This window comes from Stagnimonas sp. FW305-C-60 (assembly GCF_058782965.1).
In genome coordinates, this window is the sequence record NZ_JBYSYF010000006.1 from 68,974 (window position 1) to 81,817 (window position 12,844).

General features: G+C 67.6%; 12 protein-coding genes. 9 read left to right on the forward strand and 3 right to left on the reverse strand.

The features are described from left to right. Positions 1-38 precede the first annotated feature (38 nt). From AC3WT6_RS15110 to AC3WT6_RS15120, 3 genes are read right to left on the reverse strand one after another with little or no spacing between them, the layout of a single operon-like run. A complete protein-coding gene (locus AC3WT6_RS15110) occupies positions 39-1,166 on the reverse strand; it encodes a glycosyltransferase (RefSeq protein WP_492654432.1) in 1,128 nt (375 codons plus the stop codon). Further along, positions 1,163-1,735, reverse strand: a complete 573-nt coding sequence (locus AC3WT6_RS15115; protein WP_492654433.1) for an LbetaH domain-containing protein — start codon at positions 1,733-1,735, stop codon at positions 1,163-1,165. The genes AC3WT6_RS15110 and AC3WT6_RS15115 overlap by 4 nt, the downstream gene beginning before the upstream one ends. Beyond that, positions 1,732-3,189: an O-antigen polymerase gene (locus tag AC3WT6_RS15120; protein WP_492654434.1), complete on the reverse strand. Its 1,458-nt coding sequence runs from the start codon at positions 3,187-3,189 to the stop codon at positions 1,732-1,734. Before AC3WT6_RS15120 ends, AC3WT6_RS15115 begins: the two co-directional genes overlap by 4 nt. Positions 3,190-3,316: 127 nt before the next feature. Between AC3WT6_RS15120 and AC3WT6_RS15125 the strand changes: the two genes are divergently transcribed. From AC3WT6_RS15125 to AC3WT6_RS15165, 9 genes are all read left to right on the forward strand, one after another. After that, positions 3,317-4,360 carry a glycosyltransferase family 4 protein gene (locus AC3WT6_RS15125; RefSeq protein ID WP_492654435.1) on the forward strand — a complete coding sequence of 348 codons (1,044 nt, stop codon included), beginning with the start codon at positions 3,317-3,319 and terminating at the stop codon, positions 4,358-4,360. 150 nt (positions 4,361-4,510) lie between these two features. Further along, the gene (locus AC3WT6_RS15130) at positions 4,511-5,671 is read left to right on the forward strand and encodes an outer membrane beta-barrel protein (RefSeq protein ID WP_492654436.1); all 1,161 of its coding nucleotides are present in this window, start codon (positions 4,511-4,513) and stop codon (positions 5,669-5,671) included. A gap of 24 nt (positions 5,672-5,695) precedes the next feature. Continuing rightward, on the forward strand, positions 5,696-6,259 hold the full coding sequence (locus AC3WT6_RS15135; protein WP_492654437.1) for a polysaccharide biosynthesis/export family protein: 564 nt from the start codon (positions 5,696-5,698) through the stop codon (positions 6,257-6,259). Next, positions 6,256-8,457 carry a GumC family protein gene (locus AC3WT6_RS15140; RefSeq protein ID WP_492654438.1) on the forward strand — a complete coding sequence of 734 codons (2,202 nt, stop codon included), beginning with the start codon at positions 6,256-6,258 and terminating at the stop codon, positions 8,455-8,457. Before AC3WT6_RS15135 ends, AC3WT6_RS15140 begins: the two co-directional genes overlap by 4 nt. 3 nt (positions 8,458-8,460) lie before the next feature. After that, positions 8,461-9,153, forward strand: coding sequence for a tetratricopeptide repeat protein (locus AC3WT6_RS15145; protein WP_492654439.1), 693 nt, complete (start codon positions 8,461-8,463; stop codon positions 9,151-9,153). Beyond that, positions 9,150-10,619: an O-antigen ligase family protein gene (locus AC3WT6_RS15150; protein ID WP_492654440.1), complete on the forward strand. Its 1,470-nt coding sequence runs from the start codon at positions 9,150-9,152 to the stop codon at positions 10,617-10,619. The genes AC3WT6_RS15145 and AC3WT6_RS15150 overlap by 4 nt, the downstream gene beginning before the upstream one ends. 59 nt (positions 10,620-10,678) lie before the next feature. Further along, entirely contained in the window at positions 10,679-11,710 is a 1,032-nt protein-coding gene (locus tag AC3WT6_RS15155; RefSeq protein WP_492654441.1) for an OmpA family protein, read from the forward strand. 275 nt (positions 11,711-11,985) lie between these two features. Continuing rightward, a complete protein-coding gene (locus AC3WT6_RS15160) occupies positions 11,986-12,276 on the forward strand; it encodes a PepSY domain-containing protein (RefSeq protein ID WP_492654442.1) in 291 nt (96 codons plus the stop codon). A 3-nt stretch (positions 12,277-12,279) separates the two neighbouring features. Beyond that, positions 12,280-12,837 carry a cytochrome b/b6 domain-containing protein gene (locus tag AC3WT6_RS15165; protein ID WP_492654443.1) on the forward strand — a complete coding sequence of 186 codons (558 nt, stop codon included), beginning with the start codon at positions 12,280-12,282 and terminating at the stop codon, positions 12,835-12,837. Positions 12,838-12,844 lie beyond the last annotated feature (7 nt).

Below are 12,844 nucleotides of genomic sequence, written 5' to 3' on the forward strand. Positions count from 1 at the left end.
GGGGCGGTGCGGCAGTGGGGGGCGCCGGCAGACAACGCTCAAACCCCGGACTTGGCTGACCGCGTACCGGCAATTCGCCGGTACAGCGCCAGACTCTGCTCGGCGGTGGCGCGCCAGCCGTAGCCGCTGGCGAGCTGCCGTGCCCGCTCGCCCATCGCCGCCAGCCGCTCGGCGGGTAGTGCCAGGGCCAGGCTCAGGGCGGCGCCGACCGCGGCCGGGTCGGCGGGAACCCACCAGCCGCAATCCCGCTCGCGCAGCTCCGACCAGGGCATGCCCTGGCAGGTGAGCGCCGGCAGGCCGGCGGCCAGCGCCTCGGCCACCGCGAAGCCGAAGTTTTCCTGCAGGCTGGGTTGCAGGAATAGCTGGCTCTCGGCCAGCAGCCGCAGCTTGGCCTCGCCGCTCACCAGGCCGAGAAAGCGCACCTGCTCCTGCAGGCCGTGCTCCGCGACCAGGGCGCGCAGTTGCTGCTCATACGCTGGCTCACCCTCGCCGGCGATCAGCAGCCGCCAGCCCGGCGGACGCAATTCCGCCCACAGGCGCAGCAGCAGATCGACCTGCTTCTTCGGATGCAGACGTCCCAGGAACAGTGCCTGCCGCTGCCGCTGCACCTCTGGAGTCGGCGCCGGCAGGTCGATGCCGTGGGGAATGCGGGCGATCTCGACCTCGGCGCTCAGGCGCGGGCGGAGGTCCTGGGCTTCGTCCTCGGACGTCACCACCACGGCGGCGGCGGTTTCCAGCAGGCGTCGCTGGTAGAGCCACCAGGCCAGGGCTTTCTTGTGGCGGCTCTGCTGCAAGGACCAGGTTTGCAGCATGCCGCAGGGCTGGGCGACCAGGGCAATGTTCTGGCGGCGCGCAGCGGCCATTGCCGCCGCGTTTTCCGGCAGCCAGACGCCATGGTCGTGCAGCAGCTCGATGCGCTGCTCGCGGATGCAGGTTTCCAGCGCGGCGCGGAACTGCCGGTAGCGCTGCCAGGGCCCGGCAGCCCGCGGCACCGCGACGCCCCGCACCCTTGCCGGCAAGGGCAGTTCCGCCGCGGCAGGCCGACGGCTGTAGGCCAGGCTGATCGCATGGCCGAGCGAGGCCAGTTCGGCGGCCAGGCGCACCGCGGCCAGCGGCTGACCGCCCGAGGCCAGCTCCAGATCGGGAACCGTCAGCAGGATGTTCACTGCGGGCTGCCGGCTGTGTTCGCCAGGCGGCGGTCGCGGATGTAGCGGGCCGGGTTGCCGGCGTGTACCTGCCAGGCGGGTACATCGCGCGTCGCCACCGCGCGCGCACCCAGCACCGCGCCCTCGCCGATGGTCACGGTCGGGCCGACGAAGGCATCGGCGCAGATCCAGCAGTCATCGCCCAGCGTGATCGCCGCGCGGATCAGGCGAAAGGCAGGGTCGGAATCGTCGTGCGTTCCGCCGCAGAGATGGGCGCTTTGGGAAACCGTGACCCGCGCGCCGATCCGCAGCGGCCCCAGGTTGTAGAGCCGCGCTTCGGGACCGATGGTGGTGTCGTCGCCGATCGCCAGCAGGCTGGGCAGGAAGATGCGCGCGCTGGGATAGACCTGCACCCGCCTGCCGATGCGGGCGCCGAACACGCGCAGCAGCAGGTTGCGCCAGCCGTAGAGGTGGCGCGGGCTGAGCCGGAACAGCGGCGAGCAGAGCGCCCACAGCACCCGCTCGACCTGCTCCCGACGGCTGTACTTGGTGCTGCCGCGATTGCCGGCGATGTCGAGTGCCCGGCTCATCGGCGCAGAGCCCGGGTGAATGGCAGGCGGCTGTCCGGCAGCCAGCTGGTGAGTTTGCTGAACAGCAGCAGCGCCAGGATCGGATAGCTCATCAGGATCAGTTCCAGATAGCTGCGCAGGCCGATGAACAGGCACATCGCACCGAGGCTGTAGAGCACGGTGCTGCGCACCGTCGGACGCATCCAGTGCAGCACCAGCTTGCCGCCGAGGAAGCCCATCATCAGCCCGGCCAGGAGGACCGAGGTTAGGCCGAAGGCGACGTACCAGTCGCCGATCGCCGAGACGGTGAGGGTGAAGCCCTCGCCCCAGCGTTCGCCCAGTTCCCAGGGCAGGTCGATGCCGGGATCAACCGGCTTGCCGGGCCAGAGCACCCGGGGGATGGGGCGCACCGCCCAGTAGATGATCGCGTCCCAGCCGGTGTGGGGCATGAATTGCGGGATCAGGTCCATGGTCTTGACCAGGAACTTGAAGTTGTTGTCGACCCGGATGCCCTCGTCCAAGGGGTTCTCGGCGAAGGCGCGACCGCTGAACAGGCGGCTGACGATGCCGCCCTCGGAGGTGCGGAAGATCAGCATCACCTCCATCAGCGCCATCAGCGCCAGACCTGCGACGCCGCCGATGACAAACTGGCGCAGGCCGATGCGCGCTTGCAGCAGTAGCCAGGTGAGCAGCGCGGCGCCGGTGACCATGCCCACCAGCCTGCGGCCACCGTCGCGGATCAGGAACAACAGGAAGATCGTCGAAAGGACCAGGCCGATCACCACCCGCCAGTCGATGCGCCCGACCCGGTGGTGCAGGGCGACGGTCAGCGGCAGCGACAGATAGCCGAAGTAGGCGAGCTGGTAGACCAGCGAGCCGGCGCCGCCGGTCACGCTCTGCTGCCAGGGGCCATCGGCGCGGCCGCTGAACAGGCCGTCGACCATGCATTCCGGCGAGAAGCCGCAGGGCACCAGCTTGGACAGCATGCCCAGCAGCGAGCTGTAGACCAGCACGTTGAACAGCCAGCGGTCGCTGAACTCGGTGCTCGATGGTCGCAGCGGCGAGATCTGCGCGTGCCAGCGGTGGGCCAAGAGCGAGCCGAGCTGGATGGTGGCGGCAAACAGGCCGATGTAGGCGTAGGCGCGCAGAACGCCATCCTGGGTGATCTCGTAGGCGTCGTAGCTGGACGACAGCGGCTCGGTCAGAATCCAGTAGACCAGCCCCAGCATCATCACGCTCTCGGCTCTAAGCCAGCCGCGCAGGTCGGTCAGCGACGAGGCCATCGGGCCTACCAGCAGCCCCAGTGCCAGGCAGACCGCGGAGGCGCGCAGCTGGCCCGGTTCAAAGTAATCGGCGGGCACCAGCAGTATTGCGGCCAGAGTGCCGATCAGGATGCCGAGCAGCGCGACGGCATAACTCACCGGTGGCGGCGGGTTGCTGTCGCGCGGCGCCTGGGTCTGGTTGTTGAAGGACAAGGTGAAGGACTTTTTAAAGTAGTGGCTGCAAGCAGCATCGCCTGTCAGCTATCGGATGCTATTTTGCGTCTGCGGTCTTGCCAACACGTTACCACTCTGGCGCCGCAGACATTCTTTCGGGGGCGCAGTGCGCATCACCATTTTTGCCCGGCGTCTGGCGCCATACACCATCAGTTTTCTACGTGCCCTGGCCGCACGCGGCCATCGCCTGGAGCTGATCTACGAGCCCGCGGCCGGCGAGGCGCCGTTCCAGGCCTTCGATCTTTCCTGCTGCGAGCGGGCGGTCGCCGATGGCGACCGCAGCTACCGTCGCGCCTGGCTGCGGCGCGGCCACGAGCAATTGCCGGACGCTGCCTTCATCGCCGGTTGGGTCGAGCCCCTGGAACGGGCGGCCGGACGCCTGTTGCAACGCCACGGCCGGCCGGTGGTCTGTGGCATCGACAATCCCTGGACCGGTTCCTGGCGCCAGCAGCTGGGTCGGCTGGTGGCGCCATTCCGGCTCTGGCCGATGGCGCGGGCGGCCTGGGTGGCGGGCGAGCCGCAGGCCGAGTTTGCCCGCCGGCTCGGCTACCGCTGGGTGGAGACCGGCCTGTATTGCGCCGATGTCGAGGCGTACCGCTGTGAGTTGCCGTTGACGCAGCGGCCACGCGCCTTCCTGTTCACCGGCCGGCTGATTGCGGACAAGGGCGTAGACCTCTTGGTTGAGGCCTATCGCGCCTATCGCCAGCAGGTGAGCGAGCCCATGGAACTGCTCCTGGCCGGCACCGGCCCGCTGGCGCCGCTGACCCAGGGCGTGGAGGGCCTGCGGCCGCTAGGCTTCGTGCAGCCTTCGGACCTGCCCGGCTGGATGGCGCGCTGTCAGGCCTTGGTGCTGCCCAGTCGTGACGAGCATTGGGGGGTGGTGATCCACGAGGCCGCCGCCGCCGGCCTGCCGGTGCTGGCCAGCGAGGCCTGCATGGCGGCCACCGCCTTTGTCCGGCACGGCGAGAGCGGGTATCTGTATCCGCCGAGCGCGGCGGCCCTGACCGCCATCCTGCTAGGCTTCCACCATCTCAGCCCAGAGCAAAAGTGCCTTATGTCTCGGCAAAGTAAAGACTTGGCATTAACATGGGTGCCGAGTCAGCAGGCGGAGACCTTCGAGCGCCTGCTGCAGCGGATGGCGAGGGCCTAGCGCCGGGCTGTAGGTGGTGGGGCCGGTGCCACAGGGGCAGCTTCCCGGGGATATTTGCGCGGTTCACATGTGGAGCATCAGCCAGTGATTGTCATTCGTCGTCGGTGCGCCGTTTCTCCTCGGGCTTCCTTCCTTGCGGTAGCGCTGGCCTTGCTAAGCCTGCCGGCGGCGGCGCAGGACGCACGCCTGTACCAGTTGGGCGGCGGTTTTCTGGGCGGCGTCGCGGTGGAAGCCGGTGCCGTGCAGATGGAAAACTTTTTTTACGAAGCTGATGAGGGCGTGTCCGCCACTGGATACCGGGTGCGGCCGTCGGCCTCGCTGACCCGCACCGACTCGGTGGGCAGCCTGCGGCTGGATGGCTTTGGCGAGTATTCCGACTACGACCTGCGTGGCTCGCTGGACAGCAATCTCGACTACGGCGGCACTGTCCGTTACGACTGGCGGCCGCTGACCAAGCACAACTTTGATCTCAACGGCGGTTACCAGCGCGGCCACGATCCGGCCGGTCTGGTCCGCACCGAACAGGGGACGCCGCTGTTCGACCAGGGCGAGGTCGACGAATGGGATCAGACCCGCTTGTCGCTGACCTATGGCTATGGGTCCCCCGCCTCGCTGGCGCGCAACGAGTTGAGCGTCGGCATCCGCAATCGCGAATACGTCACCAATCGCGACGCCACCCGCTTTCTCAATTACGACACCCAACAGCTGGGCTATCTGCTGTCGTATGCCTACTCCCCCAAGACCGCCATCCTGTTCGTGATGGCGCACAACTCCACCGATTACGAGATTCCGGTGCGCGCCAGCGGCAACCGCAACTTGAACGAGTTTGGGGTGCGCACCGGATTCCGCTGGGTGGCCACCGCCAAGACCTCGGGCGACGTCCAGGTGGGCCTGCGCAGCGTGTCGCTGGATGGTCGCGCCCGCCCCTCGCGGCAGACTTTCGCCTGGCGTGCCAACTTTGAGTGGACGCCGACGGCGCGTTCCACGCTGCGCTTGTCCACCGGCGAGTCCACGTCCGAGACCTATCGCAACGACACGCTTTATATCGACAACAAGAACTACGCGCTCAACTGGCGGCAGGTGTGGACCAGCCGTTTCAGCACCTCGCTGGGAGCCAACTACACCCAGAGTGAGTTCATCGGCTCCAGCCGCGAGGACGAAACCATCAATGCCAGCGCCGGCTTCGACTACCAGGTACTGGCGCCGGTGACCGTGTTTGGCGACTACAGCTCGCGCAATCGCGAATCCACTGTTAATGGGCTGGACTACGATGCGCCGCAGATTCGACTGGGAGTGCGCTGGACGCCTTGAGCGGCCGTCAACTTGAAGATGATCTTGAAGTCCCTACTCAGTCTGCTACTCCTGGGCGGGCTCGCCGCCTGTGCCTCCGCGCCGGCGCCGCGCCTGGCCGACAATGCTTCGCGTACCCAGTTCGTGGCCGCGAGCTATCGACTCGGTGTGGGTGACCGTATACGGATCGATGTGTTCCGTGAAGCCGATCTCTCCGGCGAGGCCTCGGTGGAGTCCACCGGCTACATCAACTACCCGCTGCTCGGTTATGTGCCCGCGGTTGGTCTGACCACCCGCGAGCTGGAACTGGATCTCACGCAACGGCTGCGTGGCGGTTATCTGCGCAATCCCGATGTCAGGGCCTACGTGGTGCGTTACCGGCCGGTGTTTGTCTCCGGCGCGGTGCGCAACACGGGCGCCTATCCGTTCACCGAAGGCTTGAACGTGGAAAAGGCGCTGACCCTGGCCAGTGGCATGACCCCGCTGGGCTCGCCGCGGCGCATCTACGTGCTGCGCGAAGGCGCGCCGGCCAGCGCCCGCGAGAAAGTGGGACTCGACGCGCCCCTGTATCCGGGCGACACCGTGTTTGTTGAAGAGGGCGTGTTTTGACTTCCACCTCCGTCACCCTGGCAGCGGTATCCGATGCCGGCCGGCAGAACTCGTCCGAGATCGCCGCACTCTGGCGCTTCTTCCGCCGCTACCGTGGTGGCATCCTGCTGGTCACTCTGGCGTTCACGCTGCTGGGCCTGCTGATCGCGCTGTCCTTGCCGCCGGTCTATCGCTCCACTGTCACCCTGCTGATCGAGCCGCGTACCCAGAGGGTGGTACAGGTCGCCGAGATCTACGATCCCACCCAGGGCGGGCTCGACGAGTACTACGCCACCCAGCACGAGTTGCTGCGCTCGCGCGGTTTGGCTGAGCGGGTGGTGATCAAGCTCAAGCTGGATGAGAACGATGCGTTTCTGCACGACGCCGCCAGCGAGAGTCTCAGCACCAGCCTCAAGCGCAAGCTCGACTGGTCGCAGTGGCTGCCCGGCTTGCCGGAGCCCGAGCAGGGCGCCAGCGCCAGCGCCGAGCAGCGTCGCGAGCGCGCCACTTCCCTGGTGATGGGCCAGATTCTGGTGCAGCCGGTGCCCAAGACCCGTCTGGTGCGGGTGCACTTTCATTCCGGTGACCCGCAGTTGGCGCAGAGGGTCGCCGAGGCGCTGGGTGATGTCTTCATCGAAAGCGGCCTGGAGGCGCGCCTGGAGGCGACGCAGCGCGCTAGCCGCTGGCTCACCGACAAGCTCGGTGGCCTCAGCGAAGATCTGAAGAAGTCCGAGAAGGCGCTGCAAGCCTTCCGTGACAGCAATCAGCTGGTGGTGGTGGGTAGCAATCGCGGCCTGGTCGATCAGGAAGTGATGGAGAACTCTTCGCGGTTGCGCGAGGCGCAACGCACCAAGGCGGCGCTGGCCAGCACCTATGCCCGTATCCGTGCTGCCGGCAGTGATGCCGACCGGCTGGAGCAGATCACAGCGCTGTTGCAGGACGCCGGCGTGCAGAAAGCGCGCTCCGGGGTGCTGGATGCCCAGCAGGCTCTGAAGGGAGTCGAGGAGCGTTACGGCTCCCGGCATCCGCAGATGGCGGCCGCGGTGGCGAGCCTGCAGGCGGCGCGGCGCGCGTTCCACGAGCAGCTGCTGAACGCCGCGGAAGGCGTACGCAACCAGTACGAGATCGCGGCGGATACCGAGCGGCAGCTCTCCGAGGTGGTGAACACCACCACCTCACGGGTCCGCGAGTTGGATCGCAAGCAGTTTGAGCTGGGTGTGCTCGAGCGCGAGGTGCAGACCAACCGCCAGCTCTATGACATGTTCCTGCAGCGCTTCAAGGAAAACGACAGCACCACCAGCTACGAACCGCTCAACGCGCGGGTGACCGATGCCGCGCTGGTGCCCAAGGGTGCGCTGCTGCCGGACCGGCCGAAGATCGTCATCATCGCCGCGCTGTTTGGCTTTCTGCTGGGCGTGATCATGGCCTCGCTGCGCCATGTGCTCAGCGAAGGCCTGCGCAGCGTCGAAGACCTGGAAGCGGTGGCCCAGGTGCCTCTGTTCGGCGTGGTCCCGCGGGTGGCTTTCAAGCGCTCCGCCGGTGTCATCAACCAGTTCCGCGACGATCCGCGCACGCCGTTTGCCGAAGGCGTGCGCTCGGTGCGCACCGCGGTGCGGCTGGCGGAGGTGGCTGGCCGCAAGCAGTGCTTTGTCATCACCTCCGCCGTGCCGGGCGAGGGCAAGAGCAGTCTGGCGACCTGCCTGGGCCTGACCATGGCGGCCGGCGAGAAGACCCTGCTGATCGAAGGCGATCTGCGGGCGCCGACGCTGCGCAAGATTCTCGGCCTGCCCAAGCAGCAACGTGGCCTGATGGAGGTGCTGCTTGGCACCGCGACGCTGGACGAGGCGATCTATGTCGATGCCGCTTCCGGCCTGCATGTGCTGGCGGTGATCCAGCGGCCGCCGAACCCGGCCGAGACGGTCAGCTCCATGGCCTTCGCCGCCTTGTTGCAGCAACTGCGTGAGCGCTACGAGCGCATCATCATCGACTCGCCGCCGGTGCAGGCCGCGAGCGATGCTCTGGTGCTTTCGCGTTTGTCCGACGCGGTGCTGTTCGTGGCGCGTGCCGATGTCACCAGCATGGCCACCGTGCGGCGGGCGGTGCACCAGCTCAACAACATCCAGGCGCCGCTGGTGGGTTGCGTGCTCAACCGCGTGGATGTGCGCCGCAATCCGGATGCCTACGGCCACTACCAGTACGCCTACCGGTATTACGGTTAGCCCATGGTGGGCCCGGGGCGCTGGCTGACGGTTGGTCTGGCCCTGCTGTTGCTGGTCGGGGGGCTGCTGAAGCTGGCTTCCAGCCTTTACTACGAAGTCGCGCACCAGAGTCGCTGGCTGGGCGATTTGCATCGCGCCAGCGTCGCCGCCGAACTGGCCGCGACCGTGCTGCCCGGAGCTGATGCCGCGCGCGCCCTGAGCGGGCGCCTGGCTTCCGTGCGCGGGGATACCGAGGGCCTGCTGGCGGCCTATCGGCCGGTACTGCGGCATGCGCCGGCGGACGCCTACCGTTGGGTGGAATTGGCGCGCTCGCTGGCGGTGACCGACGACTTCGGGCCCGAGTTCGACAGAGCCGCGGCAAGGGCGCACCAGCTGGCGCCCTGGTCGCCGGCGGTGCACGCAGTGCTGGCGGACGTACTCTGGCGCTATAGCGGACGTCTCTCGGAAACCCAGCGGCAATGGCTCTACCCCAGCCTGCGCTACAGCATCTACAACCAGGCCGAGCGCTATCGGCTGCTGGATTCGGTGGCGCGTTCGCGCCGGCAACATGCCTTCTGCGCCGAATACGGCTACGCCCTGGGGCGGCGCCACTGGTGTGACACCATCGATGCCGAGCTGGCGCGCTGCGCCAGTGGCGCCAGGCTCAATCGCCATCAGCTGCGCTGGTGCCAGCGCATGCAGGCGCTGCCGCCATGAAGACCGAACCGAGCTACTCCCTGCAGGACCGGCTGTCTTACCTGGTGCTGCTACTGGTGGTGGTGGCGCTGCCCTGGCCCTGGGGCAGCGTCGGCGAGGCGGCGCAGGGTGGGGTGCTGGCGCTCACCGGCCTGGGCTTGCTGCTGTCGCTGACCTCGGCGGAAGGAGCGCGCTGGCCGGTCGGCCTGGGTTTCAGGATCGCGGTCGCGGCCTGGCTGCTGTGGCTGTTGTGGCTGGCGCTGAGCCTGGTACCACTGCCGCAGTCCTGGCTGCTGCGTCTCTCGCCCTCGGCGGTGGCGGTGCATGAAGGGCTGCGCCTGCTGGGCCTGGAGCCGCGCTACACGCTGTCCACCGAGCCGGGCGCGACCTGGCATTACCTGATTGCCAGCCTGGGGCTGTTCGGGCTCTACCTGTTGGCCGCGCGCACGGTGTGCGACAACGGTCGTCGCAAGGGCTTGCTGGCGGTGATGGCGCTCACCGCCGGCGTGCAGGCCTTCTATGGTCTGGGCATGACGCTTACCGATACCGAGATCGGTTATCTGGTACGCAAGACCTATGGCCGTGGTTGGGCCACCGGCACTTTCGTCAACCGCAACCACTTTGCCCATCTGCTGGCACTGGGCGCGGTGGCGGCGCTGGGACTGCTGCTGGCGCAGCGCGCCAGCGATGAAGTCCGCGACGGCTGGCGCGGCGCCTTCCTGCGCTTTTCGGCCTGGATCATGAGCCCGGCGGCGGTGTGGCGCGTGCTGCTGCTGGTGATGCTGGCCGCGGTGGTGCTCAGCCAGTCGCGCATGGGCAATGTCGCGCTGATGGTGGCGCTGACGTTCGCGGTGCTGCTTTGGGTGCTGCTGCACAACCGTAGGCGCTTCGTGCCGGCGCTGCTGCTGCTGGCCAGCTTCGCGGTCGCAGACATCTGGATACTCGACAACTACTACGGCCTGGAAAAGGTGGTGGAGCGCATCGACGACACCGAACTGGAGACCGAGCAGCGCGCCCTGGCGCTGCGCGACCTGCAACCCCTGATCGGGCAGTACCTGCGCACTGGCTCCGGCGGCGGCAGCTTCCAGAGTTTGTTCCTGGGTGTGCAGAGCCCGGAGCTGCGTGGGCTCTACGACCACGCCCATAACGAATACGCGGAATTCCTGATCGAGCACGGCCTGTTCGGCCTGTTCTGGTTGCTGGCGATGGGCGCCTTGCACTTCCGCCACGCGGTCTGGCTGCTGATTGGCCGGCGTAGCGGCGGTGCGCGGGCGCTGGCCCTGGCCGGGGCCGCCGCCCTGGTCGCGGTGGCGCTGCATTCCCTGAGCGATTTCGTTTTGCACATCCCGGCCCTGCGCGGCTGGCTGGCGGTGCTGATGGGCGCCCTGATCGCGGCTGGCCTGCGCCATCGTCCCGACGCCCGGCAGCGCGACGCGATGCGCCATAATGCTGACACCACCCTCATCCCCACCGCACCGGTAGCTTGAACGTGAGCCAGAATCGATCCCACCGCATTCTTTTCACGGCCCTGACGCTGGCCGTGGCCTTGCCTGCCACCGCCCTGGCGCAGAGCAGCCTGCTGTCCACGCCCTGGTACATCGGCGGCAATGTCGGTGTGGTGGTGCCGGAGTCGCTGCGCGGAGTTTCCACCGGTGCCCAGGGGCGCCTGCTGGTGGGTATTCCGCTGCGGCCGCAGGCCTTTCTGGAAGTCTCCGGTTTCGGGATCAGCGCCGAGGGCAAGGACGGCGCGCCCAAGGAAACCACGCTGGGCGGCGGCCTCGACCTGCGGCTGGAGAGCCTGGGCGAGAAGTTCAACTTCCTGTTTCTGGTTGGCGCCGGCTATTCCCAGGCCAAGCGCGACGAGGTCAAGGTCAATGCGCCTTACGTGAATGTCGGCTGGGGCGTGGAAACCGATCTGCTGCCCAGCCTCTCGCTGCGCACCGAACTGCGCGGCCTGGCCCGCTTCGGCGACGAATTCATCGCCGGCCGTGGCGTGACTTACGACGCCATGGCGTCGGTGGGTCTGGTCAAGCGCTTCGGCAGCCGGCCGGCTGCGAGCAGTCGCGCCGCACCGCCAGCGCAGTCGCCGCCGGTGGTGGCGCAGGCTCCGGCCTTGCCGGCTTTGCCACCGCCTGCGGTCGCTGTCGCCGCACCGCCGGCGGTGGACTATCTGTCCGGCTGCCCAGCGGCCCCGGCCGGTGCCAAGACCGACAGCGCCGGCTGTCTGGTGGCGCAAAACTATGTGCTGCCGCGCTCGCGCTTGCTGCAAGGCGAGGGCGCTGCCCTGAGCGACGAGGCCGACGCCGTGCTGGCGCCGTTCGCCGCTGCGCTACGACGGCAGCCGGGCCTGGGCCTGGAGCTGGTGGTGCATACCGATACCCTGGGCCAGCAGTCCTACAACCTCGACCTGACCATCAAGATGGCCGAGCGCCTACGGGATCGCCTGGTGGAGCTGGGTGCGCCAGCCGGTCAGATCGAGACCATCGGTGCTGGCGAGTCCGAACCGATCGCCAATGAAATCGACGAGGCGGGGCGCGACCGGAACCGCCGCGTCGAGCTCAACCTGCGTCCGCGCTAAAGCGCGGTCCTCCCGGCGTCCCGCGACGCCGGGAGGAGGCAGCGCATCCTGTTCAGGGCAGGCTCTGCGCTCGAGCCAACTCCCGCCTCGCTGGGCTGGGGTAGTCCGCCTCGGATTCGGCTGGAGCCTTCAATAACCGAGGCATAACCCTGGCTACCGACGGCGCTTAGCTTGTTGACGGGAGTGATTATCATTAAGCCTCGATGCGGCAGGCCGCGCGGACTGAGCGACCTGTCCTTTCCCCACCCAAAGCGGCCCCAAGCCACTCAAACCCGATGACCCATCTCAAACTACTGGTGGCCTTGGCTGCCATGTTCTCCGGCACCGCCGCCCAGGCCGCCGCCAACTGTCCTGACGTGCCGCAGGAACGCTGGATGCATGTGCTCGACATGCAGAAGAAGATCGTCAACGAGTACGGCTTCGCCATCAAGAAGTTTCAGACCGATGGCCACTGCTACGAAATCTATGGCTGGGGCCTCAGCGCAGACGGCAAGAAATTCGAGAAGATCGAGGTGTACTTCAATCCGGTCACTGGCGAGATCGTCAAGAAGAAAGTCGAGGACTAGACAGTGGCGCGTGAGCCGGCGGAGCTGGTGGTCTGGGACCCCTGGGTCCGGGTTTTCCACTGGAGCACGGCCGGCCTGTTCCTGCTCGACTATTGGTGGCTGGAGGGCGGCGAAACCCCGCACGAGTATGTTGGCTACGCGATTGCCGCCCTGCTGCTATCGAGGCTGATCTGGGGCGGAGTTGGCTCGCGCAACGCCCGTTTCAGCAGTTTCTGGCCGACGCCGACACGCCTGCGTCGCCACCTCCAGCAACTGCGCCAGCGTCGGTTCGACCCGGCCGAGGGACACAACCCCCTCGGTGCGCTGATGATCCTGCTGATGCTGCTACTGCTGGCCCTGACCGTGGTCAGCGGCTGGATGCAGGGGCTGGATCGGTTCTGGGGCGAGGACTGGGTGGCCTTGCTGCACGAGTACTCCGCGCACGGCCTGATGGGGGCTGTGGGTCTGCACGTCTGCGCGGTGCTGGTCATGTCCCGCTACAGCGGGCTGCGGCTGGTGCGCACGATGATTACCGGGCGTCGGTCCGCAGGCGCTGGTCGCGAGAGCGCGCCTTCTCGCTGAACGCCCC

Bases quoted from the DNA above. Each gene is read 5' to 3' on its own strand.
- AC3WT6_RS15115 (WP_492654433.1), bottom strand. From the start codon at position 1,735: ATGAGCCGGGCACTCGACATCGCCGGCAATCGCGGCAGCACCAAGTAC.
- AC3WT6_RS15145 (WP_492654439.1), top strand. From the start codon at position 8,461: ATGGTGGGCCCGGGGCGCTGGCTGACGGTTGGTCTGGCCCTGCTGTTG.
- AC3WT6_RS15150 (WP_492654440.1), top strand. From the start codon at position 9,150: ATGAAGACCGAACCGAGCTACTCCCTGCAGGACCGGCTGTCTTACCTG.
- AC3WT6_RS15160 (WP_492654442.1), top strand. From the start codon at position 11,986: ATGACCCATCTCAAACTACTGGTGGCCTTGGCTGCCATGTTCTCCGGC.